General features: G+C 71.0%; 18 protein-coding genes and 2 pseudogenes. 11 read left to right on the top strand and 9 right to left on the bottom strand.

What is annotated here, in order from left to right; translation table 11 throughout:
• Window positions 1-38: 38 nt before the first annotated feature.
• Together ACWC5C_RS14085 and ACWC5C_RS14080 are read right to left on the bottom strand one after the other, a co-directional pair.
• Window positions 39-338 (bottom strand): ArsR/SmtB family transcription factor, encoded by a 300-nt coding sequence (locus ACWC5C_RS14085; protein WP_450875871.1) that lies wholly within the window; start codon window positions 336-338, stop codon window positions 39-41.
• An 84-nt stretch (window positions 339-422) separates the two neighbouring features.
• Window positions 423-875, bottom strand: a pseudogene (locus ACWC5C_RS14080) (tellurite resistance TerB family protein); the annotation flags it as partial.
• Window positions 876-1,057: 182 nt separating this feature from the next.
• Here ACWC5C_RS14080 and ACWC5C_RS14075 point away from each other — a divergent pair.
• Complete coding sequence (locus ACWC5C_RS14075) at window positions 1,058-2,329, top strand: ricin-type beta-trefoil lectin domain protein (protein ID WP_450875655.1); 1,272 nt, start codon at window positions 1,058-1,060, stop codon at window positions 2,327-2,329.
• A 99-nt stretch (window positions 2,330-2,428) separates the two neighbouring features.
• Here ACWC5C_RS14075 and ACWC5C_RS14070 read toward each other — a convergent pair whose 3' ends face one another.
• Window positions 2,429-3,832, bottom strand: coding sequence for a glycoside hydrolase family 43 protein (locus ACWC5C_RS14070; protein WP_450875654.1), 1,404 nt, complete (start codon window positions 3,830-3,832; stop codon window positions 2,429-2,431).
• A 312-nt stretch (window positions 3,833-4,144) separates the two neighbouring features.
• On the opposite strand from ACWC5C_RS14070, the gene ACWC5C_RS14065 reads away from it, so the two are divergent.
• Window positions 4,145-5,551, top strand: coding sequence for an FG-GAP-like repeat-containing protein (locus ACWC5C_RS14065; protein WP_450875653.1), 1,407 nt, complete (start codon window positions 4,145-4,147; stop codon window positions 5,549-5,551).
• 89 nt (window positions 5,552-5,640) lie between these two features.
• Window positions 5,641-7,596 (top strand): cellulase family glycosylhydrolase, encoded by a 1,956-nt coding sequence (locus tag ACWC5C_RS14060; protein ID WP_450875652.1) that lies wholly within the window; start codon window positions 5,641-5,643, stop codon window positions 7,594-7,596.
• A gap of 22 nt (window positions 7,597-7,618) precedes the next feature.
• Here ACWC5C_RS14060 and ACWC5C_RS14055 read toward each other — a convergent pair whose 3' ends face one another.
• The gene (locus ACWC5C_RS14055) at window positions 7,619-8,602 is read right to left on the bottom strand and encodes an aldo/keto reductase (protein WP_385443919.1); all 984 of its coding nucleotides are present in this window, start codon (window positions 8,600-8,602) and stop codon (window positions 7,619-7,621) included.
• Window positions 8,603-8,815: 213 nt separating this feature from the next.
• Here ACWC5C_RS14055 and ACWC5C_RS14050 point away from each other — a divergent pair, with 213 nt between their 5' ends.
• The 3 genes from ACWC5C_RS14050 (at window position 8,816) to ACWC5C_RS14040 (ending at window position 10,495) form a co-directional block, all read left to right on the top strand.
• Window positions 8,816-9,799: a carbon-nitrogen hydrolase family protein gene (locus ACWC5C_RS14050; RefSeq protein ID WP_450875651.1), complete on the top strand. Its 984-nt coding sequence runs from the start codon at window positions 8,816-8,818 to the stop codon at window positions 9,797-9,799.
• 79 nt (window positions 9,800-9,878) lie between these two features.
• Window positions 9,879-10,118 (top strand): hypothetical protein, encoded by a 240-nt coding sequence (locus ACWC5C_RS14045; RefSeq protein ID WP_014057435.1) that lies wholly within the window; start codon window positions 9,879-9,881, stop codon window positions 10,116-10,118.
• Window positions 10,119-10,120: 2 nt separating this feature from the next.
• Window positions 10,121-10,495, top strand: coding sequence for a toxin Doc (locus ACWC5C_RS14040; protein WP_385443918.1), 375 nt, complete (start codon window positions 10,121-10,123; stop codon window positions 10,493-10,495).
• Between the two features lie 32 nt (window positions 10,496-10,527).
• Here the strand turns inward: ACWC5C_RS14040 and ACWC5C_RS14035 are convergent, their stop codons facing one another.
• Window positions 10,528-11,775 carry a YncE family protein gene (locus ACWC5C_RS14035; protein WP_450875650.1) on the bottom strand — a complete coding sequence of 416 codons (1,248 nt, stop codon included), beginning with the start codon at window positions 11,773-11,775 and terminating at the stop codon, window positions 10,528-10,530.
• Between the two features lie 209 nt (window positions 11,776-11,984).
• On the opposite strand from ACWC5C_RS14035, the gene ACWC5C_RS14030 reads away from it, so the two are divergent.
• From ACWC5C_RS14030 to ACWC5C_RS14015, 4 genes are all read left to right on the top strand, one after another.
• Window positions 11,985-12,881, top strand: a complete 897-nt coding sequence (locus ACWC5C_RS14030) for a Gfo/Idh/MocA family protein (protein WP_450875649.1) — start codon at window positions 11,985-11,987, stop codon at window positions 12,879-12,881.
• Between the two features lie 82 nt (window positions 12,882-12,963).
• Window positions 12,964-13,707 carry an HAD family hydrolase gene (locus tag ACWC5C_RS14025; RefSeq protein WP_450875648.1) on the top strand — a complete coding sequence of 248 codons (744 nt, stop codon included), beginning with the start codon at window positions 12,964-12,966 and terminating at the stop codon, window positions 13,705-13,707.
• Window positions 13,704-16,049 carry a glycoside hydrolase family 65 protein gene (locus ACWC5C_RS14020; RefSeq protein WP_450875647.1) on the top strand — a complete coding sequence of 782 codons (2,346 nt, stop codon included), beginning with the start codon at window positions 13,704-13,706 and terminating at the stop codon, window positions 16,047-16,049. The genes ACWC5C_RS14025 and ACWC5C_RS14020 overlap by 4 nt, the downstream gene beginning before the upstream one ends.
• A gap of 27 nt (window positions 16,050-16,076) precedes the next feature.
• Window positions 16,077-17,105 carry a PHP domain-containing protein gene (locus ACWC5C_RS14015; RefSeq protein WP_450875870.1) on the top strand — a complete coding sequence of 343 codons (1,029 nt, stop codon included), beginning with the start codon at window positions 16,077-16,079 and terminating at the stop codon, window positions 17,103-17,105.
• 11 nt (window positions 17,106-17,116) lie between these two features.
• On the opposite strand, the gene ACWC5C_RS14010 is transcribed toward ACWC5C_RS14015, so the two are convergent.
• Window positions 17,117-17,689, bottom strand: a complete 573-nt coding sequence (locus tag ACWC5C_RS14010) for a YceI family protein (RefSeq protein WP_450875646.1) — start codon at window positions 17,687-17,689, stop codon at window positions 17,117-17,119.
• 120 nt (window positions 17,690-17,809) lie between these two features.
• Window positions 17,810-19,732, bottom strand: a complete 1,923-nt coding sequence (locus tag ACWC5C_RS14005; protein WP_450875645.1) for a glycoside hydrolase family 97 catalytic domain-containing protein — start codon at window positions 19,730-19,732, stop codon at window positions 17,810-17,812.
• Between the two features lie 165 nt (window positions 19,733-19,897).
• Between ACWC5C_RS14005 and ACWC5C_RS14000 the strand changes: the two genes are divergently transcribed.
• Window positions 19,898-20,068, top strand: a complete 171-nt coding sequence (locus ACWC5C_RS14000) for a hypothetical protein (protein ID WP_450875644.1) — start codon at window positions 19,898-19,900, stop codon at window positions 20,066-20,068.
• Window positions 20,069-20,083: 15 nt separating this feature from the next.
• Here ACWC5C_RS14000 and ACWC5C_RS13995 read toward each other — a convergent pair.
• Window positions 20,084-20,371 (bottom strand): annotated as a pseudogene (locus ACWC5C_RS13995) (nuclear transport factor 2 family protein); the annotation flags it as partial.
• A 50-nt stretch (window positions 20,372-20,421) separates the two neighbouring features.
• Window positions 20,422-22,167 (bottom strand): right-handed parallel beta-helix repeat-containing protein, encoded by a 1,746-nt coding sequence (locus ACWC5C_RS13990; protein ID WP_450875643.1) that lies wholly within the window; start codon window positions 22,165-22,167, stop codon window positions 20,422-20,424.
• Window positions 22,168-22,171 lie beyond the last annotated feature (4 nt).

The raw sequence follows: 22,171 nt of genomic DNA, 5'->3' as shown, positions 1-22,171 counted from the left end.
CGTCAATCTACAGCACTGTAGAAATGCGGGCCAGGGCGTCATTGAGCCGCGTGCGACTCGGCGGTCTGTGGTGTCGGTGCCGAGGGGGCGAGCAGGTAGGAATGGAGCTGCCCGAGGAGTTCGGCGATGTTCTCCTGGTCGGCGCGGTAGCGGACCAGTTTGCCGGTACGTATCGACTGGAGCAGCCCTCCGCGCCGGAGGACGGCGAGGTGTTCGGAGGTGGTCGACGGGCCGAGCCCGGCACGTTCGGCGGCCTCGCCGACCGTCAGCTCCTCGCCATCGGCGAAGTGCGAGAAGAGCTTCTGGCGCGTCCCGCTGGCCAGCGCCTTGAGGAACACCTGAAGCTCGTCTCCGGGCAGGGCGGCGGCCCCGGGGTGCGTCTCCCGCTCCACCCCGCCCTGATCATCGGCCGCGAGCGGTTCGAGGTCGAACTCGGCCGGAGGGATGTCCAGAGCGAAGCAGGCCTCGCGGACGACGGCCCGTTCGTTGTCGTCGAAGTGGCCGTCGGCGCCGCCGATGACGATGCCGATCTGGATGACGGCCCGCGCCTCCGCGGGCTTCTTCTTCGCTTTGGCGATCTCCTGCACCGCACTGACCTTGCCGAGGTCGAAGTCCACCGTCAGCTTGTCGAGGTTCCCCTCGAAGCGGCGGTGCAGATCGTGCGAAGGGAAGGTCTGGAGCACGTCGTTGGTGGCGATGAGCTGGGCGACGCGTTCCCGCTCCGAAGGGTCGATCCTGCCGTCCGCCGCCGCCACCAGGGCGCACATCGCCATGCTGGCGTCCCGGAAGGCTCCGCTCTTCAAGTCGCTCTTCTTCGCCGTGAGCTGAGCCTGCATCGATTGGACGGAGTCCTTGAGGCGGTCCCACAGCGCCATGTGCATCTCCTTGTCGGTGCTCCCCGTCGCGTGACGCGGAAAGAGAAAACTACAGGTTTGTAGAGAGGTACCGCGAAGGCGGCCGCGCTTTTGGTCCATACCAATCTCTTGACGGGGTCCTCTCTCACTTCTTAAATCACGTAGTGAACTGAGCATCTGTCAGGTTTCTGGAAGGGAGAGCCATGGGCTCCTCGCGCCTTTCCCGGCGGCTTTTGCTGTCGTTCGTCCCGGTCCTCGCCCTCGCCTCGCTGTCCACGGGGCTGGCGCAGGGCGTGCCCGCTTCCGCGGCGAATTCCGTCGCGCCACCGGCGGCGGCCGCCGCCGTCACCTTCTCCGACGAGTTCGACGGGCCCGCGGGGTCCGCCGTCGACGGCGGCAAGTGGCAGATCGAGACGGGGGACAACGTCAACAACCATGAGCGGCAGTACTACACGGCGGGCAACCGCAACGCCGCCCTCGACGGACAGGGCCATCTGGCCATCACCGCCCGCCGGGAGAACCCGGACAACTACCAGTGCTGGTACGGAAGGTGCGAGTACACCTCCGCCCGGCTGAACACGTCGGGCAAGTTCACCACCACGTACGGCCGGGTCGAAGCCCGGATGAAGGTTCCGCGCGGGCAGGGCATGTGGCCGGCGTTCTGGATGCTCGGCAACGACATCGGACAGGTCGGCTGGCCCAACTCGGGTGAGATCGACGTCATGGAGAACGTGGGTTTCGAGCCGTCAACGGTCCACGGCACCCTTCACGGCCCTGGGTACTCGGGGTCCGGCGGCATCGGCGCCGGGTACACCCTGCCCGGCGGCCAGTCGTTCGCCGACGCCTTCCACACCTTCGCCGTCGACTGGAGCCCGAACGCGATCACCTGGTCCGTCGACGGAACCGTCTACCAGCGGCGCACCCCAGCCGACCTCGGCGGACGGCAGTGGGTGTTCAACAAGCCCTTCTTCCTGATCCTCAACCTCGCGGTCGGCGGCTACTGGCCCGGAGACCCCGACGGCAGCACGGCCTTCCCTCAGCAGCTCCTCGTCGACTATGTCCGGGTGAGCACCGACAGCGGTCAATCGGGCGGCGGTGCCATCACCGGCGTCGGCGGGAAGTGCGTGGATGTGGCGGGCGCCAACAACGCCAACGGCACACCCGTCCAGCTCTACGACTGCAACGGGTCGGCCGCACAGCAGTGGACCGTCGGCGGCGACGGCACGATCCGCGCGCTGGGGAAGTGTCTGGACGTGGCATCGGGCGGCACGGCCGACGGCACCCCGGTCCAGCTCTACGACTGCAATGGCAGCGCGGCCCAGCAGTGGGCCGTCCCCGCGGCCCGCGACATCGTGAACCCGCAGGCCGACAAGTGCCTGGACGCCAGTGGCGGCGGTTCGGCCAACGGCACCCGACTCCAGATATGGACCTGCACCGGCGCCGCCAACCAGAAGTGGACGGTAGCCCGGAAATAGGGCGCGTTTGCCATGAGTGCGTGGTCGGCGCGCTGGGCTTCGCGACCGTCCCCCGCTGCAGAAGCGGGTGCTGGACCGTGCGGCCGGTGCGCGGGACGCTCAGTAGCCGACGCGGAAGGTCGCGTCCTGCCGCTCGGTCGCCGTGGAGATGGGATCGACGCGCAGGACGTAGTCGGAGTGGCGGATGTAGCGGGTGGGGTTGTTGTACGAGCGGAAGGAAGCCCAGGTCGAGTCGGCCAGACCCGCCGTGCGGTAGAAGGTGGCGTCCGCGGCGAACGCCGATGTCCCGTCGTTGACGTCGAGCCGGAGCTGGTAGTCGTAGTGGCGCAGGTGGCGGGTGGGGTTGTTGACCGACTGGAAGGAGACCCCCGAGCTGTCGGCGAGGCCCGGCACCAGCTTCCACAGCGCGTCGGTGTACAGGTCGAAGGGGTACGTGTCGATACGGCCCGCGTAGCCGAAGTGGCGGACGTAACGGTCCGGATAGTTGTACGACTTCAGCCGGTTCCAGGCCGGGGCGCCCCACGTGGCGATCAGGTTGTTGTACTCGGTCATCGTGATCGTCGTGATGCCGCAGTGCTTGGAGTTGACGGGCTGGGTGTAGGTCTTCTGGTCCAGCGCGGTCCAGGTGCCGGAGGCGAGGTCGGTGCTCCGCCAGGCGTAGAAGACCCCGTTGGGGGTGTAGGTGTCGCCCCACAGGTACCAGGTGTTCGAGGTCAGGGACTTGTAGACGGTCGGGGCCTCGGTGCCGCCGTGCGCGACACCGGTGCTGAACTCCCTGAAGCTCCCCGGGCTCAGGGAGGTGGAGCGGGCCGCCACCAGTGTCTGGTTCTTCTTGAAGAACAGGTAGTGGTAGCCGTTGACGCCGACGGCCATGTTTCCGTCGATCACGTCATAGCCGGGGTCGAAGAAGACCTGCGGTGCGGAGGCGGTGACGAAGTCGCTGGTGTAGTTGACCATGATCACGTTGTGGCCGCTGGAGTTGACCGAGGAGTAGATGACCGCGTACTGCCCTCTGCCCGCGTCCCAGAACGCCTCGGGGGCCCAGCTGTGGGTGGTCATGTCGTGCAGCTTCAGCCGCCGGTAGCCGGTGAAGGTGCGCAGGTCCGTGGAGTCCCAGACATGGATGTACTGGCTGTTGTAGCTCCAGTCGGTCCCCTTGAGGTCGGTGGCGAGGACGGCGAACGTGCCGTCCTGCTTACGCATGAGGAACGGGTCGCGCAGACCGAGGGCGCCCGCGGTGGGGGTGACCAGGGGGTTGTTCTGGTTCAGCGGGGTCCAGTTGAGGGAGTCCGTGCTCACGGCGAGGTGGAGGCCGTAGTCGGTGCCCGCGCCGAGGCTGGTCGACTCGGTGAAGTAGCACATCGCATAGGCCGAGTCGGCGGCGTGGGCGGTTCCGGCGCCGAGGGTCAGTGCGCCGGATACCACCAGGGGAGTGGCGGCGGCCATGCCGAGGAAGCGGCGGCGGGACGGCTCGGCGGGGCCGGAGCGGAGCACTGCACTCATCTTGGTCTCCCCGGGATATGCGGCCAGGCACCGGATGGCAGGTCGATATTTCGAACAGAGTTCGGTGAATCGATCAGAAGGTAGACCGTGGCAGCGGGTGCGTCAATCGTTGGGACGCGGGCCTGGGTTGATCGAAGAGGCGCCCCCTAGGGGATTCCCTAGGGGATTCCCTAGGGGGCGGTGCGCAACCGTTCGGCGACCCCGGCTGTCCTGGTGGGTGTACTTGAGGTAAACGCTCACCAACGAGCTGGAGGATCTGTGCGGTCCCGTTCCCTTTCCGCCGTCGCGCGCTGCGCGACGGTGGTCGCGCTTGTGACCACCCCCGTCTTACTCGCCGCCCCCTCGGCGGGCGCCGCCGAGGCGGGCACCACCGCCGCGGCCTCCGCGCCGCAGGTCGACTTCAACAAGGACGGATACGCCGACCTCGCCGTCTCCGCGCCGAGCGGCACGGTGGGCGGCCAGGCCAAGGCCGGTTATGTCGCCGTCGTCTACGGCTCGGCCTCCGGTACGGACACCGGACACCGGCAGATCGTCAGCCGGGCCACCGAGGGCGTCCCCGGTGACCCCACCGCCTCGGCGTACTTCGGCCAGGAGACGGTCGCCCGCGACCTGGACGGCGACGGCTACACCGACTTGGCGGTCCAGGCGGGCAACCAGCCCGCCACCACGGTCCTGTGGGGCTCGGCGAACGGCCTCGGCGGCGGCACTCAGCTGCCCGCGGGCGACGGCGACAACTTCGGCCTCAGTACCATCGCCGGTGGCGACTTCAACGGTGACGGCCACGCCGATCTGGTCGACCAGGTCATCGTCAACAAGGGCTCGGACTTCGACGAGACCACCGGGCTGCGCGTCCGCTTCGGCCCGTTCACCCGTGAGGGTGCCGCGGCGGGGAGCGCCACCGTCGACACCGGAGAGATCGACCGGCCGACCAGCCTGACCGCGGGCGACATCACCGGCGACGGCAAGGACGAACTCGTCAGCACCCACGCCTTCGAGGAGATGTCCCAGGACACCCTCGTCTGGAAGGGTGGCACGGACGGCCTCGGGAAGACGCCCACCAGGCTCACCGACGCCGCCACCACCACAGTCGGCGACGTCGACAAGGACGGCTACGGCGACCTGATCATGCGCACGGTCCCCGGCAATGTCGTCGAGGACCTGCCGTACGACCACGGCACCCTCAAGGTGTTCTACGGCACCGCGTCCGGGCCGAGCACCACCCGCACCGCGACCATCGACCAGAACACCGCGGGTGTGCCGGGCGTCAACGAGGAGGGCGACCAGTTCGGCAACGCGCTGAGCGCCGGCGACGTCAACGGCGACGGCTACGCGGACGTCGCGGTCGGCATCCCGTACGAGGACCTGGAGGCCGGCCAGAAGGACGCGGGCAGCGTCGTTCAGCTGTTCGGCGGCAAGGGCGGGCTGTCCGGCACCGGCGCGCAGGCGTTCACCCAGGACACCGCCGGGGTTCCGGGCGCAGCCGAGGCGGGCGACTACTTCGGCGCGGCGGTCCAGCACGCCGACACCAACGGCGACGGCACGGCCGACCTGTCCGTGGGTGCCCCCGGTGAGGACGGCGCCCACACCTCCAGCGGCGCCGCCTGGGTGCTGCGCGGCGCGTCGGCCGGTCTCACGACCGACGGCATCGTCTCCTTCGGTCCCGACGGGCTCGGCGCCCCGGAAGCGGGTGCGGGTCTGGGCAGCGGTTTCCCTCGGTAACCCGATTGTCCTGATGCGTCGCGAAGGCCGAACGATCCGCTGAGTGCCGCTAGTTGACGATTCCTCATGTCTACTGGACGGTAGTCTCCATGGCGACGCATGCGACGCGAGGCATCGCGACTTCACGTATACGGAACGGCCGGTCCCGAGCGGGCCGAACAGGGCTGCTCGGGGCGGCCGTTCTGCTGGTGGCCGCGATCGTGGCCCCGGGCACCCCGGCGACCGCGGCCGAGCCGCCCTGGTTCGACGGGCGGGCCGCGGACCAGGTGACCACGGACGGGACCCGGTTCGCCGACGGCCACGGCCGCGAGGTCGTGCTCCGCGGCTTCAACGTCTCCGGCGAGACCAAGCTGGAGGAGAACAGCGGCCTCCCCTTCGCCAGCGTCGCCGACGCCCGGAAGTCCGCCGCCGCGATGCGCAACCTGACCGGGGCGAACTCGGTGCGCTTCCTGCTCTCCTGGGCCCACGCCGAACCCCAGCCCGGCCAGGTGGACACCGGCTACCTGGAGCAGGTCACCGCCCAGATGAAGGCCTTCCTCGACGCCGGAATCCGGGTCTATCCCGACTTCCACCAGGACCTCTACTCCCGCCACATCTTCGACAAGGACAGCTGGTACAGCGGCGACGGCGCCCCGAAATGGGTCGTCGACGCGGGCGGCTACGGCAAGGAATCCTGCGGCATCTGCGCCCACTGGGGCCAGAACATCACGCAGAACCAGGCCGTCATGAAGGCCACCCGCGACTTCTGGCACAACCGCGCGCTGACCACCAGCGCCGGGACCGTGCGCGTGCAGGACGCCTTCCTCGCCACCGCCGAGAAGACCATGTCCTACCTCGCCCAGCACCTCCCCGTCGACGCGTTCGCCCGCGTCACCGGCTTCGACCCGCTCAACGAGCCCTACGCGGGCGTCTACGACGACGGCCAGAACAGCCGCGCCTGGGAGAAGAACGTGCTGTGGCCGTTCTACGAGAAGTTCCGCGCGCGCATGGACGCCGCGGGCTGGCGGGACAAGCCCGCCTTCGTGGAGCCCAACATGTTCTGGAACTCCAACCTGTCCTTCCAGCGCCATGAGGGCGGGCTGCTGGACGCGGGCAAGCCGGGCTCCCGCTATGTCTTCAACACCCACTACTACGACCAGAAGGCCATCTCCGGCGTCTTCATGCCCGGCAAGGCCGCCGATGGCCAGTACTCGACCGACTTCGGCGCCGTCCGCGACCGCGCCACCGCGCTGAACACCCCCGCCGTCATGAGCGAGTTCGGACATCCGCTCACCGGCTTCACCTCGGACAAGGCGCCCACCGTCCTCAAGGGCATGTACCAGGCGCTCGACTCCCGCCTGCCCGGCGCCAGTTGGTGGACCAAGCCCGCCACTTCCGGCTCCGTCCTCTCCTCCAACCAGTGGCAGTGGGACATCTACAACGGCCGCCACCGCGAGGCGATGAACGGCAACGCCTCGAAGATCCTCACCGAAGGCGACGCCTGGAACGACGAGGACCTCTCCGCCGTACGCCTCGACGACTCGGGCAACGCCCAGCTGCGCCAGGACGCCCGGCTGCTCGACCGCCTCTACCCGAGCGCGGTGGCGGGCCGCACGCTCGCGTTCACCTTCGAGGACCGCTCACGCGACGGCAACACCACCCTCAGCTGGGACCGCATCCCCAGCTCCCTCCCGAACGTCGCCAAGCTCACCGGATCCGGCCGCTACGGCCTGCTGGTGTGGCGCTCCGACGGCCGCACCGACGCCCCCACCGAACTGCACCTGCCCCGCGACTTCGACCCCGCCACCACCACCGTCGTCTCCGACCTGGGCACGGTCACCGGCCCGCCCGCGTACACCGCGCAGGGGCACACCGCCGACCACCCCATCGCTACCGCGCCCGAGCCCGGTGGCCCGGACGCCCGCCGCCTGGTGCTCTCCGCAGCCAGTGACAGCGGCACCCTGCACTACGCCCTGGTCGCCGACGGCACCGCCGCCCCCTCCGCGGAGCTGCGCGCCGCCGCCCAGCGCGAACTGACCGGATGGGCGGCGAACGCGGGCTTCTGAGCCCATCAGCCCAGGAAGAACCTCACCACCGGTGGTGCACCTGCGCACGGATCCGCCGGTCGTACAGCTCCCCGATGGCGTCCAGGGTGGACTGCGGCAGCGGCGGCAGCGCCGCTGCCGCCGCGTTCGCCCGCGCCTGCTCGGGGCCACGTGCGCCGGGGATGACCGAGGTCACCCCCGGCTGCTGGACGATCCACCGCAGCGCCGTCTGCGCGGGAGTTGCGCCCTCCGGCGCCAGCTTCCCGAACTCCACCGCCGCCTCGACGCCCTCCTCGAAGTCCACCCCCGAGAAGGTCTCACCCTGGTCGAACATCTCGCCGTGCCGGTTGTACGTGCGGTGGTCGTCGTCGGCGAACAGCGTGTCCTTGGTGTACCTGCCCGACAGCAGACCGGACGCCAGCGGCACCCGCGCGATGATGCCCACCCCGGCCTCCGCCGCCGCCGGAACCACCCGCTCCAGCGGCTTCAGCCGGAACGGGTTGAGGATGATCTGCACACTCGCCGTCCCCGGCCGCGCGATCGCCGTCAGCGCCTCCTCACAGGTCTCCACGCTGACCCCGTACGCCGCCACCCGGCCCTCGTCCACCAGCGTGTCCAGCGCGTCGAACACCGCGTCGGTGGCGTGCACCGAGGACGGCGGGCAGTGCAGCTGCACCAGATCGAGCGTGTCCACACCCAGGTTGGCGCGCGAACGGTCGGTCCACGCGCGGAAGTTGTCCAGCGTGTAGTTCTCCGCGACCTGCGGCACCCGCCGCCCCATCTTGGTGGCCACGAAGATCCCGGCGTCCGGCCGGTCCCGCAGAAAGCGCCCGATGAGCTGCTCGCTGCGCCCGTCCCCGTACACATCGGCGGTGTCGAAGAACGTCACCCCCGACTCGACGGCCGCCTCCAGCACGGCCAGGGCGTCCGCCTCGCTGACGTCGCCCCAGCCCGCGCCCAGCTGCCAGGTCCCCAGCCCGACGACGGAGACCTCGCGCCCGGTCCGGCCGCACACCCGCTGCTCCATGGTCACGCTCTCCTCCTGCGATGTCCCGCGATCTCCTGTGATGCGGCTCACCGTACCCCCACCTGCGGTACAGCTCGCCGGGGACCGCCCTCTTACCAGCGGCCCCGGGTGCCCGGTAGCGTGGCGGGCATGCTTTGACGCCCGCCCCGCGCCCGGGGTCCACCGGCCACTCCTTCGCCTCCGCTCCATCAGCCGACGAAGGAGAGACCAGCCATGACCACCCTGACCGTCGCCCTCCTCCAGCTCGCGCCTCCCGGCCGCGACGTACGGGCGAACCTCGCCACCGGCGATTCCGCCTGCCGCCGGGCCAAGGCCATCGGCGCGGACATCGCGCTCTTCCCCGAGATGTGGAGCAACGGCTACCGCCCGGCCGTCGCCGTCGCCGACGACGCGGACGAGGCCACCGGCGACCTCTACCGCCACCCCCGGCTGTGGGACGGCACGCCGCCCCCGCCGCCCGCGCCCGAGGCCGTCTGGGGCGATGCGGCGATCACCCGCGACGGGCCCTTCGTCGGCCACTTCCGCGCGCTGGCGGCCGAACTCGACATGGCGATCGCCCTCACCTACCTGGAGAGCTGGGACGGGGCGCCACGCAACACCGTGTCCCTCATCGACCGCCACGGCCACCTCGCCCTCACCTACGCCAAGGTGCACACCTGCGCCTTCGACTGGCCCGAGGCCGCCCTCACCCCCGGGGACGGTTTCGAGGTGTGCGCCCTGGACACGGCGGCGGGCGAGGTCATGACGGGCGCGATGATCTGCTACGACCGGGAGTTCCCGGAGAGCGCCCGGGCCCTGATGCTCGCCGGGGCGGAACTCGTCCTCACCCCGAACGCCTGCGATCTGGAGATCAACCGGCTCGGCCAGTTCCGGTCCCGCGCGTACGAGAACATGACCGCCCTGGCCATGGCCAACTACGCGGGCCCCGGCTGCGGACACTCCATCGCCTTCGACGGCATCGCCTTCGCCGACGGAAGCTCCCGGGACATGCTCGTGATCGAGGCGGGCGAGGCCGAGGGGGTCTACCCGGCGGTCTTCGACCTCGACGCGCTCCGCGACTACCGGCGCCGCGAAACCTGGGGCAACGCGTTCCGGCGCCCCGCCACGTACGGCGCGCTGACGGATCGTGAGGTGCGCGAGCCGTTCGTCAGGGTGGACCGCAGCGGTGCCAGGCCACCCGGCGCACAGGCTCCGTAAGGCTTGTCAAGTACCTACAAAAGCAGGGTGTGAGCTGGGGTGATTGCTGGCGCGGTACCGGACAAGTATGGTGTGCCGCATGTCAGCACTCAACGTTGAATTCAGCGATCGGGAACTTGAGGACCTCCGCCAGATCGCCAAGGAACGCGGTACGACGATGAAGGCCCTCGTTCGCGAGGCCACCGTCGCCGACATCGCCCGCCACCGCGCCCTGCAGGAAGGCGCCGAGGTCTTCCGGCGCTTCTTCGCGGACAACGCGGACGCCTTCGCGGACGCGTTCCCGGACGACGAGCACCGCCACCCCGGGCAGGCCGCGTGACGATGCCGCCGCTGCACATCGACATCCCGTGGCTGCTCCAGCGCCATGAGGAGGTCCTGCCCGAACAGCCGGCCATCTCCGACTTCTCGGGGCTGGTCGCCGCCGTGGCCCGCCACCGCGTCGACCCGCCACGCCTGGGCGTCGATCCCGACCCGGCGTGGCGGGCCGCGGCGCTGCTGCACACGCTCGCCACGCTCAGGCCGCTCCCGGCGAGCAACGCGCGCTTCGCCAGCGCGACCGCCGTGGCCTATATGCACGCGTCCGGCGAGGGGATCGACCCGCCGTACGGCGCGCTGATCGACCTGGTCCGGGACATCCTGTCCAGCAAGGCGGACGTCTTCGACGCGGCCGGGCGCATCCGCTCCTGGCGCATCTGACGACGGAGTCCGGGCCCGACGCCCGCCCGGGCTCAGCGGAAGATGCCGGTGTGGCCGAGGGAGTAGCGGCCCGGCTGCGGATAGACGGCGAGCCCGTGCGGGCCGCCGCCCACCGGGACCCGGGCGCGGAGCCGCCCGGTGCGGGTGTCGATCGCGTACACCTCGCCGTTGTAGCGGCCCGAGAGCCACAGCACCTTGCCGTCGGCGGACACCCCGCCCATGTCGGGGCTGGTGCCGCCGGGCAGCCGCCAGCGGTCGGTCAGCTTGCCGGACTTGAAGGACAGCAGGGAGACGGTGCCCTCGCCTCGGTTGGAGATGTAGAGGGTGCGGGAATCCCGGCTGACGTACAGACCGTGGGCGCCCTTGCCGGTGGGCAGCAGCCGGGGGCGGCGGAAGGTGTCCCCGTTCAGGACCCACACCCCGTTCGCCACCATGTCGGCGACGTACCAGGTCTTCCCGTTCGGTGAGATCTTGACGTCCTGCGGCATCGCCCCCGCGAGCGGCAGCCGCTGCTGACCCACCACCTTCATCCGGGCCGTGTCCACCTTCAGCAGCTCGCCCGAGAACTCGCACGAGACGATGAAGTAGCGCCCGTCGGGGGAGAAGTCCGCGTGGTTGACGCCGAAACACGTCACCGGCACCGACTTCACGACCCGCATGGTGTGCGCGTCCCGGAACACCAGGGCCCGGTCCTTGGAGGCCATCACCACGGCGTGCTTGCCGTTCGGGGTGAAGTAGAGGTTGTACGGGTCGTGGACGTCCACCGGGCGGCCCACTTTGCCGTTCGCGGGGTTGATCGGGGTGAGGGTGTTGCCGAGGTCGTTGTTGACCCACAGCGTCTTCAGATCCCACGACGGCACCACGTGCTGCGGCTGGTGGCCGACCTGGATGGTGCGGACCACCTTGTACGTCTTCGGGTCGATCACGCTCACCGTGTCCGACAGCGTGTTGGGCACGTACACCCGCGACGGGAACTTCTTCACCGTCCGCGACAGCTTGCCCGGCCGGTCCGCCGCGTACAGATCGTGCGGGTCGAGCGGCGCGGGCATGCCCGGCAGCAGCCGGGCCCGGGCCGCTTTCGCCGCCTTCTCGGCCTTCTCGGCCGCGGACCGCGCCCGCGCCGAGTCGTGTGCCGCCGCCGACTTCCTCGGGTGGGAGGACTGCTCCGGGGCGGAGGCGCAGGCGGGCACCGCCGCACCGCACAGCAGCAGCGCCGCGACCGCGCGCAGCACGGTACGCCGCGCCGCACGGCCCGGCGTGGTGAGGAACGGGCTGGCCACGGACGTCCTCCAGCGGTGAGGGGAGCGCGGCCGTGCGCGGACTGCGGCGGGGCCGTGGCCCAAGATTGTCACCGCCCCCACCCCCCGGCACCCGCCCACGTCCAAGCAGGTGAGCGGCGTACCCCCGGCGACGTACGGGCGACTGCGGCGTAGGATCGCGCCCGGCCACGGGAGCGACCCGCGGCGGACCGGGAGATAAGGGCGGACGGATGCGCTTCGGACTGCTGGGAACCGGACACTGGGCCGCGGAGACCCACGGCGCGGCCCTCGCCGCGCACCCCGACGCCGAACTCGCCGGGATCTGGGGCCGCGACCCGGCCAAGGCGGCGGCCCTGGCCGACCGCTACGGCACCCGCGCCTACCCCGACGCGGACGCGCTGATCGGCGACGTCGACGCGGTCGCCGTCGCCCTCCCGCCGGACATCCAGAGCGAACTCGCCGAGCGCGCCGCACGGGCCGGGCGCCATCTGCTGCTCGACAAGCCGGTGGCGTTCACCACCGCCGCCGCCGACCGGATCGTGGCCGCCGCCGACGAGCACGCGGCGGCCTCGGTGGTCTTCTTCACCCGGCGCTTCGCCGCGCCCATCGCCTCGTTCCTGGACAGTGCCGCCACGGCCGGGGGCTGGGACGGCGGCCGGGCCACCGGCTTCGGTTCCATCTTCCGCACCGGCAGCCCCTACGGCAGCTCGCCCTGGCGCCGCGAACGCGGCGGGCTGTGGGACGTCGGTCCGCACGCACTGTCCCTGCTGCTGCCGGTGCTGGGCCCGGTCGCCGAGGTCACCGCCCTCGACGGGCCGCGCGGCGCCGCGCACGTCCTGCTGCGCCACGACTCCGGCGCGGTCGGCACCCTCGCGCTCACCCTGGACGCCGCGCCCGCCGCCGCCGGATTCGGCTGCGACTTCTACGGGGAGCAGGGGACGGCCGAGGTGCCCGACCCCGGAACCACGGCGGTGGAGGCGTTCAGCGCGGCCGTCGACCGGCTGCTGCACAGCGCCCGCGATGGCGTGGCCGACCCCTGCGACGTGCGGTTCGGCCGTGAGGTGGTCGCCGTGCTGGAGGCCGCCGACCGCTCCCGCCGCGAGGGCCGCACCGCTGTACCGAGCTGAGTGATTCCGCGTACGCACGTCCGCGTACACACGCCGGAGAAATCCGCCGCATAATCCGGCGGACGCGGGGGATCCGGGGGCCATGACGAAGCTCTGCCTCCCGGCGGGCATCCGGGCCTGCCTGTTCGACCTCGACGGCGTGCTGACCCGGACCGCGGTGGTGCACGCGGCGGCGTGGAAGCAGATGTTCGACGAGTTCCTGCGGCGCCGCGACGGAGCCTCCTTCCGCCCCTTCGACAAGACCACCGACTACGACGAGTACGTCGACGGCCGCCCGCGCGCCGACGGCGTACGCACCTTCCTGGCCTCCCGGGACATCGACCTCCCCGAGGGCGGCGCGGACGACCCGCCCGACAAGGACACCGTCCAGGGGCTCGGCAACCGGAAGAACGCCCTCGTCCTGGAGAAGATCCGGGAGGACGGCGTCGAGGCGTACCCCGGATCGGTGCGCTTCGCCGAGGCCGTACGGGAGGCCGGGCTGCGCACCGCGGTCGTCTCCTCCAGCGCCAACTGCCGCGACGTCCTGATCGCCGCCGGGATCGAGCAGCTCTTCGAGGTGCGGATCGACGGCGTGGTGGCCGCCGAGCGCAAGCTCCCGGGCAAACCCCATCCCGACACCTTCCTGGAGGCCGCCCGGGAACTGGGCACCGCCCCAGCCGAAGCGGCCGTCTTCGAGGACGCCCTCGCGGGCATGGAGGCGGGCCGCGCCGGGCGTTTCGGCCGCGTCATCGGCGTGGACCGGACCGGGCAGGCGGACGCGCTGCGCGCACACGGCGCCGACATCGTCGTCAAGGATCTCGCCGAGCTGCTGGAGGGCCCCTCGTGATCACCGATGCCTCGTATGCCGTCGAGCCGTGGCAGCTGCGCGAGACCGAGCTGCGCCTCGATCTGCTGCCGCAGAGCGAATCCGTCTTCGCGCTCTCCAACGGCCATGTCGGCTGGCGCGCCAACCTCGACGAGGGCGAGCCGCACGGCCTGCCCGGCACCTACCTCAACGGGGTGCACGAGCTGCGCCCGCTGCCGTACGCGGAGGCCGGATACGGCTATCCCGAGGCCGGCCAGACCATGATCAACATCACCAACGGCAAGGTCATCCGGCTGCTGGTGGACGACGAGCCCTTCGATCTGCGCTACGGGCGGCTGCGCTCCCACGAGCGCGTGCTCGACCTGCGCGGCGGCGTGCTGCACCGCACCTGCGAATGGACCTCCCCCTCGGGAACCAGCGTGCGCGTGCGCTCGACCCGGCTGGTCTCCCTCACCCAGCGGTCCATCGCCGCCATCGCCTACGAGGTGGAAGCGGTGGACGCCGAGATCCGGGTCGTCGTCCAGTCCGAACTGGTCGCCAACGAGCAGCTGCCGGAGCGCGGCGGAGACCCCCGGGTGTCCGCCGCGCTGGAGAGCCCGCTGGAGGCCGAGGAGACCGCCGCCGTCGACAAGCGGCTGCTGCTGATCCACTGCACCAGGGACAGCGGGCTGCGGGTCGGCGCCGCCGCCGACCACCTGATCACCGGGCCGCCGCCCACCCGCTACGCCAGCGAGAGCGGCGACGACGTCGCCCGCCTCACCGTCACCTCCGTCCTCAAGCCGGGCGAGAAGCTGCGGCTGGAGAAGCTGGTCGCCTACGGCTGGTCCGGCGCGCGCTCCCTGCCCGCCGTCCGCGACCAGGTCGAGGCGGCGCTCGCCGGAGCCGTCTCCACCGGCTGGCAGGGCCTGGTCGACCAGCAGCGCGGCTGGCTGGAGGACTTCTGGGCCCGCGCCGACGTCGAGGTCGAGGGCGACGCCGAGATCCAGCAGGCCGTGCGGTTCGGCATCTTCCACGTCCTGCAGGCCGGTGCGCGCGCCGAGGAACGCGCCATCCCCGCCAAGGGCCTCACCGGCTCCGGCTACGACGGCCACACCTTCTGGGACGCCGATACCTTCGTCCTGCAACTGCTGACCTACACCTTCCCCGAGGCGGTCGCCCAGGCGCTGCGCTGGCGCCAGTCCACGCTGCCCGCCGCCCGGGAGCGGGCGCGCCAGCTGGGCCACGAAGGCGCCGCCTTCCCCTGGCGCACCATCGACGGCTCCGAGTGCTCCGCCTACTGGCCCGCGGGGACCGCCGCCTTCCACATCAACGCCGATGTGGCCGACGCCGTGGTGCGCTACATCGCCGCCACCGGCGACGAGGAGTTCGAACGCGAGACCGGGGTGGAGATCCTGGTGGAGACCGCGAGGCTCTGGCGCTCCCTGGGCCACCACGACCACCACGGCCGCTTCCACATCGACGGGGTGACCGGGCCGGACGAGTACAGCGCCATCGCGGACGACAACGTCTACACCAACCTCATGGCCCAGTCGAACCTGCGCGCCGCCGCGGACGTCGTGGAACGCCACCCGGACAAGGGCTCGCTGCTGGGCGCCGACGACGAGGAGGCCGCGACCTGGCGGGACGCGGCCGAGGCCATGGCGGTCCCGTACAACAAGACACTGGGCGTCCACGAGCAGTCCGCCGACTTCACCGGCCACCAGGAGTGGGACTTCCAGAACACCCACCCCAGCCAGTACCCCCTCATGCTCCACTTCCCCTACTTCGACCTGTACCGCAAACAGGTCATCAAACAGGCCGACCTGGTGCTCGCCCTGTATCTGCGCGGCGAGTGCTTCACCGACGAGGAGAAGGCCCGCGACTTCGCCTACTACGAGCATCTGACCGTCCGCGACTCCTCCCTGTCCGCCTGCGCCCAGGCCGTCATGGCCGCCGAGGTCGGCCATCTGCGCCTCGCCTACGACTACCTGGGCGAGGCCGCCCTGATGGACCTGCGGGACCTGGAGCACAACACCCGCGACGGCCTGCACATCGCGTCGCTGGCCGGGACCTGGATGGCGCTGGTCGCCGGGTTCGGCGGGATGCGGTACCGCGAGGGCAGCCTGTGCTTCTCGCCGAAGCTGCCGGAGAAGCTGGCCCGGCTGGCCTTCAGCGTGCAGGTGCTGCGGCGGCGGCTGCGAGTGGAGATCACCGACCTCACCGCCACCTACACCCTGGTCCAGGGCGCTCCGCTGGAGATCCAGCACTACGGACGGCCCATCACCGTCTCCGACAAGTCGCCCCAGACCTGCGACGTGCCCGAACAGACCGCCCGCGCCGAGCCCCGGCAGCCCCCGGGCCGCCGCCCGGACCGGCGCGCCTGAGCCATCGCGGGGATGATGGAGGACGTGGTGGACCCGCTGACGGCGCTGGACCGGATCGCGTTCCTGCTGGAGCGCGAGCAGGCGCCGACGTACCGGGTGCGCGCCTTCCGTAACGCTCAGGCGGTGCTCGCCGAGCTGTCCCCTGACGAGGTGGAGCGACGGGTGGCGGCGGGCACGCTCGGCTCGCTCAAGGGCCTCGGCCCCAAGACCTCACAGGTGGTCAAGGAGGCGCTCAGGGGCGAGGTGCCCGCCTATCTCCGGAAACTGGAACCCGGCGGCGGGGAGGGCCCTGACGGGTCTGATGAGGCCGTCGCGCTGCGGGCCGCGCTGCGCGGCGACTGCCATCTGCATTCGGACTGGTCGGACGGCGGTTCCCCGATCGAGCTGATGGCCCGTACCGCTGCCCGGCTGGGGCACGACTGGGCCGTGCTCACCGACCATTCGCCGCGGCTGACCGTCGCCCGCGGGCTCTCGGCGGACCGGCTGCGCGAGCAGCTGGACGTGGTGGCGGCCCTCAACGAGACGCTGGCCCCGTTCCGGCTGCTGACCGGCATCGAGGTCGACATCCTGGCGGACGGCTCGCTGGACCAGGAGCCCGAGCTGCTGGACCGGCTGGACCTGGTGGTGGCCTCCGTACACTCCAAGCTGCGGATGGACGCGCGCCCGATGACCCGCCGGATGGTGACCGCGGTCGGCGATCCGCACGTCGATGTGCTGGGCCATTGCACCGGGCGGCTGCTGGGCGGCAAGCGGCCCGAGTCGGCGTTCGACGCCGCCGAGGTCTTCGCGGCCTGCGCGGAGTCGGGCACCGCCGTGGAGATCAACTGCCGTCCGGAGCGGCTGGATCCGCCGCGTCGGCTGCTGCGGGAGGCGGTCCACGCGGGCACGTTCTTCTCGGTCGACACCGACGCCCACGCGCCCGGTCAGCTGGACTGGCAGATCAACGGATGCACCCGGGCGGTGGAGTGCGGCGTGCCGAAGGAACGGATCATCAACACCTGGACGGCCCGGCAGCTGGGGGAGTGGACCCGCACCCGCAAGCCCCCGGGCCGTTAGCGGTCAGCCGCTCAGGTACGCCCGCCCTCGGGGTCGAGGACGGCCTCGACGTCGAGGGTGATGTCGACCATGTCGCTCACCACGACCCCGCCCTTGTCCACCGTGTCGTTCCAGGACACCCCGAAGTCCTGCCGGTTGACCCGGCCCTTCGCGAGGAAGCCCGCCCGCTGCCTCGGTCCGAGGTCCCGGTCGCCCTCCCACCACGGCGTGCCCCACTGCCCCAGATAGGTCACATGCAGCGGCACCCGGCGGGTGACACCGCGCACCGTGAGATCGCCCGCGACCTCGAACTCGGTTTCGCTCAGCTGGGTGACGCCCGTGCCGGTGAACGTCCAGGTCGGATGGTGCTCGACATCGAAGAAGTCCGCACTGCGCAGATGGGCGTCCCGCTGCGGCTGCCCGGTGTACACCTGCGTGGCGTCGATCGTCGCCTCGATCCGGGCGTTCTCCGGCTGCTCCGGATCCACCTCGATCGAGCCCTGCACGTTCTTGAGCTGCCCGCGTACGTACGTGACCATCATGTGCCTGGCCTTGAATTCGGCGGCTGTGTGTCCGGGCTCGAAGAACCATTTGGTGATCGCCATATCCGCTTCCTGACGTGTGATCCGCTCGGTCGCCCCGGAACGATCATGCGTCAGACGCGGGGGATCCGCCGCTCCGGCGGCGGCAGGGACACCCCCATGCCCCGGCCGCCGCCGCGCGTGTCAGGACCGGTCGCAGCTGGTGACGCCGGGGCGCCAGCGGCAGGCGATGGCGGCGAAGCCGCCGTCCTTCACCACGGGGACGGACACGGTGTCGCCGCCGCGCACCACCCGTGGCGCGCGCACCAGGCCGTCCGCTCCGTCGAGGACGAGGTCGACCAGCCACTTCCCCTCGCCGAGCCGTAGCGGCACGACGGCGGTGTGCGCGTCCCCCGCGAAGATGCCGCCGATGAACCAGCGCCCGTCCTTCTCGCGCGCGAGCACCGCGCTCTGGCCGGGCCGCCCCGCCAGCAGCCGGGTGCGGTCCCAGGAGGCGGGTATCTGCTCCAGGAAGCGCCGGGCCTGCGGACGGGCGTCGTACGACTCCGGGGTGCCCGCCAGGTTCTGGATCCCCGACTCGTACAGCACCGACAGCCCCAGCTCACCCGCGTCCGACGCCGCGTTGGGGCGCTCGGCTCGCTGGAAGGCGCCCGGGGTGAAGTCCATCGAGCCGATGACATTGCGGGTGAAGGGGAGCGTCGTCAGGTGCTGCGACGTGTTCACCCGCTTCTCCTCGCCGTTGACGCCCTCCAGCGTCATCACCTGCGGCCAGGTGCGCTGGATGCCCTTGGGGATGGTCGAACCATGGAAGTTGACGAGCAGATGGTGGGCCGCGGTGGCCGGAAGGATCTCGTCGTACCAGCGCAGTGTCGCCTGGGACTCGGAGTCCATGAAGTCGATCTTCACCCCCTTCACGCCCCACTTCTCCAGGGTCGGCAGCCACTGCTCGCGCTCCTGCGCGGTGTCCAGATCGCGCTGGTGGATCCAGACCTGGATGCCCACCTCGCGCTCCTTGGCGTACCGGACCAGCTCCGGAATCCAGCTGGTGCGCTGCCAGTCGGGGTCGGTGACGTCCCACTGCTCCGGGTCGAAGTACCAGCCCGCGTCCACCACCACATACGGCCAGCCGCGGTCTGCCGCGTAGTCCACGTACCCCTTCTGCATCGACAGGCTCTGCCCGGCCGGACGCCCGCCCGCGAGCCAGGTCCACAGCGCGGGCCCGGGCCGGATCCACGAGGTGTCGGCGACCTTCGAGTCGGGTGCGAGATCGTCGGTGAAGGTGGACTCGGTGACCGTCGCCAGATCGCCCACGACCATCGCGCGCCAGGGTGTGCTGAGCGGACCGTCGGACTCGACCCGCTGGTCCCACAGCCCGATGCGGTACGTCGGCTGCCCCTCGTCGTGGACCAGGCGGGCGGCGGAGTAGCGGCCGGTGAGGTCCGATTCGGCGATCAGGGTGTAGACGCCGCCCGTTTCGAACAGCGCCTGCGTCATGTACTCACCGGCGGGCGCCGTCGCCGCGGTGTACTGCTTGAACAGGTTCTCGTTGTCCTTGCGGTAGGTGCCGAGCCACGCGTCCGCGTCCGGGGGCAGCGTGAACGCCGAGGTCTCGTTCAGCACATCACCGCTGCCGGACGGCAGGACGTAGCGGTAGGCGACCCCGTCGGCGGACGCCCGCACCAGCAGGTCCAGCCGGGCGCCGCCGCTGCCCCGGAACCGGAACCGCGCCTCGGTCATCCGGACCGTGCGCGAGCGCTCCTTGCCGACCGTGGACCGGTACCGCTCGGCCACCGTACGGTCGGCTCGTCCCAGGAACCGCAGCCCGCGCGACAGGTCCGCTCGCTCGGTGACGATGCCCACGGGCGAGGGCTCGACCACCGTACGACCGCCTCGGGACACCTGAAGCGTCAGCGCGCCCGAGTCCCGGTCGAGCCGCAGCCGGGCGAGCGGACCGGAGCCGGAAGAGCGTGACGACGGCTCGCGCACCGTCCACTCGGAGTCCTTCGCCTGCCCCTGCGCCTGCGCCGGGCCCATGCCGAACAGCGTCATGGCCAGGGCGCCGCAGAGGAGCAGGACGAGGGCGGAGCGTCTGACAGATCTCTCCATGTTTGCCTCCCGAAGCGGACACGTTACCGATTCATCCGACAACTGGGGAGAGGGGAGGCGGGATTACGGTCCATCAGGGGTGCGGGAGGGGTGTATAGATCGGAGGTATCTGCGGAGTGGGATGCTGATGCTCAGGGGAACAGACTGGAGAGAGGAACACCGACGATGGGCGACACCGAATCCCGGCAGTCCTCCCCGGACCGCGCGCCCGCCGAACCCGAAGGCGGGGACGCCGCCTGCTGGCTGGACCGCGTCTGCCCCGCCTGCGGCGCCCTCCAGGACGCGGCCCCCTACGCCCGCTGCCACCATTGCGGCACGGCCGCGGAGGCCCACTGACCTGACGGCGGCCCCTCAGCCCCGCTCCCCGTCCACGAGCCGCTCCGTCTCCCCGCCGAAGGCCAGATGCGTGGTCCGCGAGACCAGCAGCCACCGCCCCTCGACCCGGCAGAACGTGTCCTCGTAATGCCCGACATTGACCGGCGGCCGCGGCGGGACGATCCCGCCGCGGTAGCCGTCGACCCGGTACGTCGCGAAATGCGACGTCGCAGCCGCCGTCGTCGCGGAGTCCACGGTGACCAGGACGTTGGAACACAGCCGACGCGACAGCCGGTCCGGGGGACGCGAGACGAAACACTCGCGCCGTCCGTCATGCCCTCACGGTACGAGGCGCCACTGACAACCGGCGGTGATTAGCGCGGGCCCTCGATCGCGCCGAGGTCGGGGGCGCCGTCGTAGAGCGGGGTGCCCCGGTAGTCGCGGCCGCCGTTGTCGGGGGTGGGGGCGCCGGTGTCGATCAGAGGGGAGCCCGGGCGGGGAGCGAAGGCCAGGCCGGTGCGCAGCTGCGGGCCGCTGGTGGGGGTGCCGTACGGGCCGGACACGGCCGGGTTGACGAACAGCGGGTCGCCGGTGCGGGCGTTGCCGTCCGTGGCGGGTACGGGCAGCGGGGCGCCGCCGTAGAAGTTGCGGTCGTAGGTGATGGTCGGGCTGGTGGTCAGGGTCGCGTCGGGGACCGCCGAGGAGAACACGTTGTCGTGCAGGTTGTAGCGCGCGTTCAGTGACGAGCCGTAGCCGTAGACGAGGTACTTGCTCGTCGCGTTGTGCACCGTGTTGTTGTAGACCTCGGCCGACGCCGCCCGGTCCGAATGCAGATACAGCGGATACCGCGAGTTCCCGTTCAGGACGTTGTACCGCACCACGACGTCGCCGAAGGCGAACTGGCAGAGCAGGATCCCGTCGCCGTTGTCATGGGCGAAGTTGTACTGGATGACGACCCGCGTGGTGCCCTTGTCGGCGTCGATGCCGTTGGAGTCCGCGCCCCCGGCCTTCCGCTCCGTGCGGTACACCTCGTTGCGCTGGATCACCACGTCGTCCGCGTAGTACGCCTCGATGCCCGACGTCCCGGCCTGGTCGACCACGTTGCGGTCGACCAGCGCGCCGCGCACGTTGGTCAGATACATCGCGTTGCAGCCGTAGGCGGTGCCGCCCTGGGAGAGGTAGTTGTTCCGGATGGTGATGTCCGTGTGCGGGGTGAACGTGGTGTCGGCCGCCGAGGTCCGGGTGCCCCAGCCGGTCGGCTTGGCGACCGGATTGCCATCGGCGTCCTTCATGTCGCCGGTGTACTGCTTCACGACGATGCCCGCGAACGAGGTGTTCCGCACCGTGGAGTTCTGCACCCGCACATCGTTGAGCACGGTCGCGGCGGCGGGTGGCGCGGTGATGTCGGGCACCGTGGTGTCGAAGACGATGCCACCGGTCTTCTTCGACCGGTCCCATCCGGTCTTGAAGCGCACGCCCGGGGCGTTGCCCGCCGTGTCGCCGCTGATCCAGTTCACCTCGCCGGTGACATCGTGGACGTCGACCCTGTCGATCACGAAGTGGTCCAGCTGCCGCGAGTCGTCCCCCGACACATGGATGCCGCGCAGATCGCGCAGATTCTCGCCCGGAGTCCCCGTGGCGGGCAGCGCGTTGCTGACGTCGAGATCGCGGATCTCCCAGTACTCCTGGTTGAACAGCCGCACCGCGTCGTCGACCCGGCCCTCCCCGCGGATCCGGGGCTTGGGCCCCGTACCGTAACGGCCGATCGTGATGGGCCGGTTCTTCTCGCCCGAGCCCTTCGGCCACAACTGGCCCTTCCAGGAACCGCCACCCTTCAGCAGGACGCGGTCCCCGGGCCGGAACGTCGTTCGGCCGACCCGCCCCAGGCTGCGCCATGCCGCGCGGACGCTGGTGCCGGACGCGCCGTCGTGCCCGGACCGGGAGTCGACGTAATAGGTGGTGCCCGAGCCCGCCGCAGCGGGCTGCGCGGAGGCGGAAGCGGAGGCGAGGGCGGGCGCGGGGAGCGCCGTGAGCGTGGCGGCGGCGCCGAGGGCGGCGGCCGTGAGCAGGCCGAGCGGCCGTCGGCCGGGTCTGACGGATCGTCGTCCAGAGGTCGTCATCACG

The sequence above is a fragment of the Streptomyces sp. NPDC001700 genome (assembly GCF_053596435.1).
The sequence above is the reverse complement of the archived record's forward strand: the minus strand, read 5'-3'. Positions and strand labels throughout refer to the sequence as shown.

Excerpts from the sequence above, each read along its gene's own strand:
- ACWC5C_RS14075 (WP_450875655.1), top strand. The coding sequence starts at position 1,058 with ATGGGCTCCTCGCGCCTTTCCCGGCGGCTTTTGCTGTCGTTCGTCCCG.
- ACWC5C_RS14070 (WP_450875654.1), bottom strand. The coding sequence starts at position 3,832 with ATGAGTGCAGTGCTCCGCTCCGGCCCCGCCGAGCCGTCCCGCCGCCGC.
- ACWC5C_RS14060 (WP_450875652.1), top strand. The coding sequence starts at position 5,641 with ATGGCGACGCATGCGACGCGAGGCATCGCGACTTCACGTATACGGAAC.
- ACWC5C_RS14055 (WP_385443919.1), bottom strand. The coding sequence starts at position 8,602 with ATGGAGCAGCGGGTGTGCGGCCGGACCGGGCGCGAGGTCTCCGTCGTC.
- ACWC5C_RS14050 (WP_450875651.1), top strand. The coding sequence starts at position 8,816 with ATGACCACCCTGACCGTCGCCCTCCTCCAGCTCGCGCCTCCCGGCCGC.
- ACWC5C_RS14045 (WP_014057435.1), top strand. The coding sequence starts at position 9,879 with ATGTCAGCACTCAACGTTGAATTCAGCGATCGGGAACTTGAGGACCTC.
- ACWC5C_RS14040 (WP_385443918.1), top strand. The coding sequence starts at position 10,121 with ATGCCGCCGCTGCACATCGACATCCCGTGGCTGCTCCAGCGCCATGAG.
- ACWC5C_RS14030 (WP_450875649.1), top strand. The coding sequence starts at position 11,985 with ATGCGCTTCGGACTGCTGGGAACCGGACACTGGGCCGCGGAGACCCAC.
- ACWC5C_RS14025 (WP_450875648.1), top strand. The coding sequence starts at position 12,964 with ATGACGAAGCTCTGCCTCCCGGCGGGCATCCGGGCCTGCCTGTTCGAC.
- ACWC5C_RS14010 (WP_450875646.1), bottom strand. The coding sequence starts at position 17,689 with ATGGCGATCACCAAATGGTTCTTCGAGCCCGGACACACAGCCGCCGAA.
- ACWC5C_RS14005 (WP_450875645.1), bottom strand. The coding sequence starts at position 19,732 with ATGGAGAGATCTGTCAGACGCTCCGCCCTCGTCCTGCTCCTCTGCGGC.
- ACWC5C_RS14000 (WP_450875644.1), top strand. The coding sequence starts at position 19,898 with ATGGGCGACACCGAATCCCGGCAGTCCTCCCCGGACCGCGCGCCCGCC.
- ACWC5C_RS13990 (WP_450875643.1), bottom strand. The coding sequence starts at position 22,167 with ATGACGACCTCTGGACGACGATCCGTCAGACCCGGCCGACGGCCGCTC.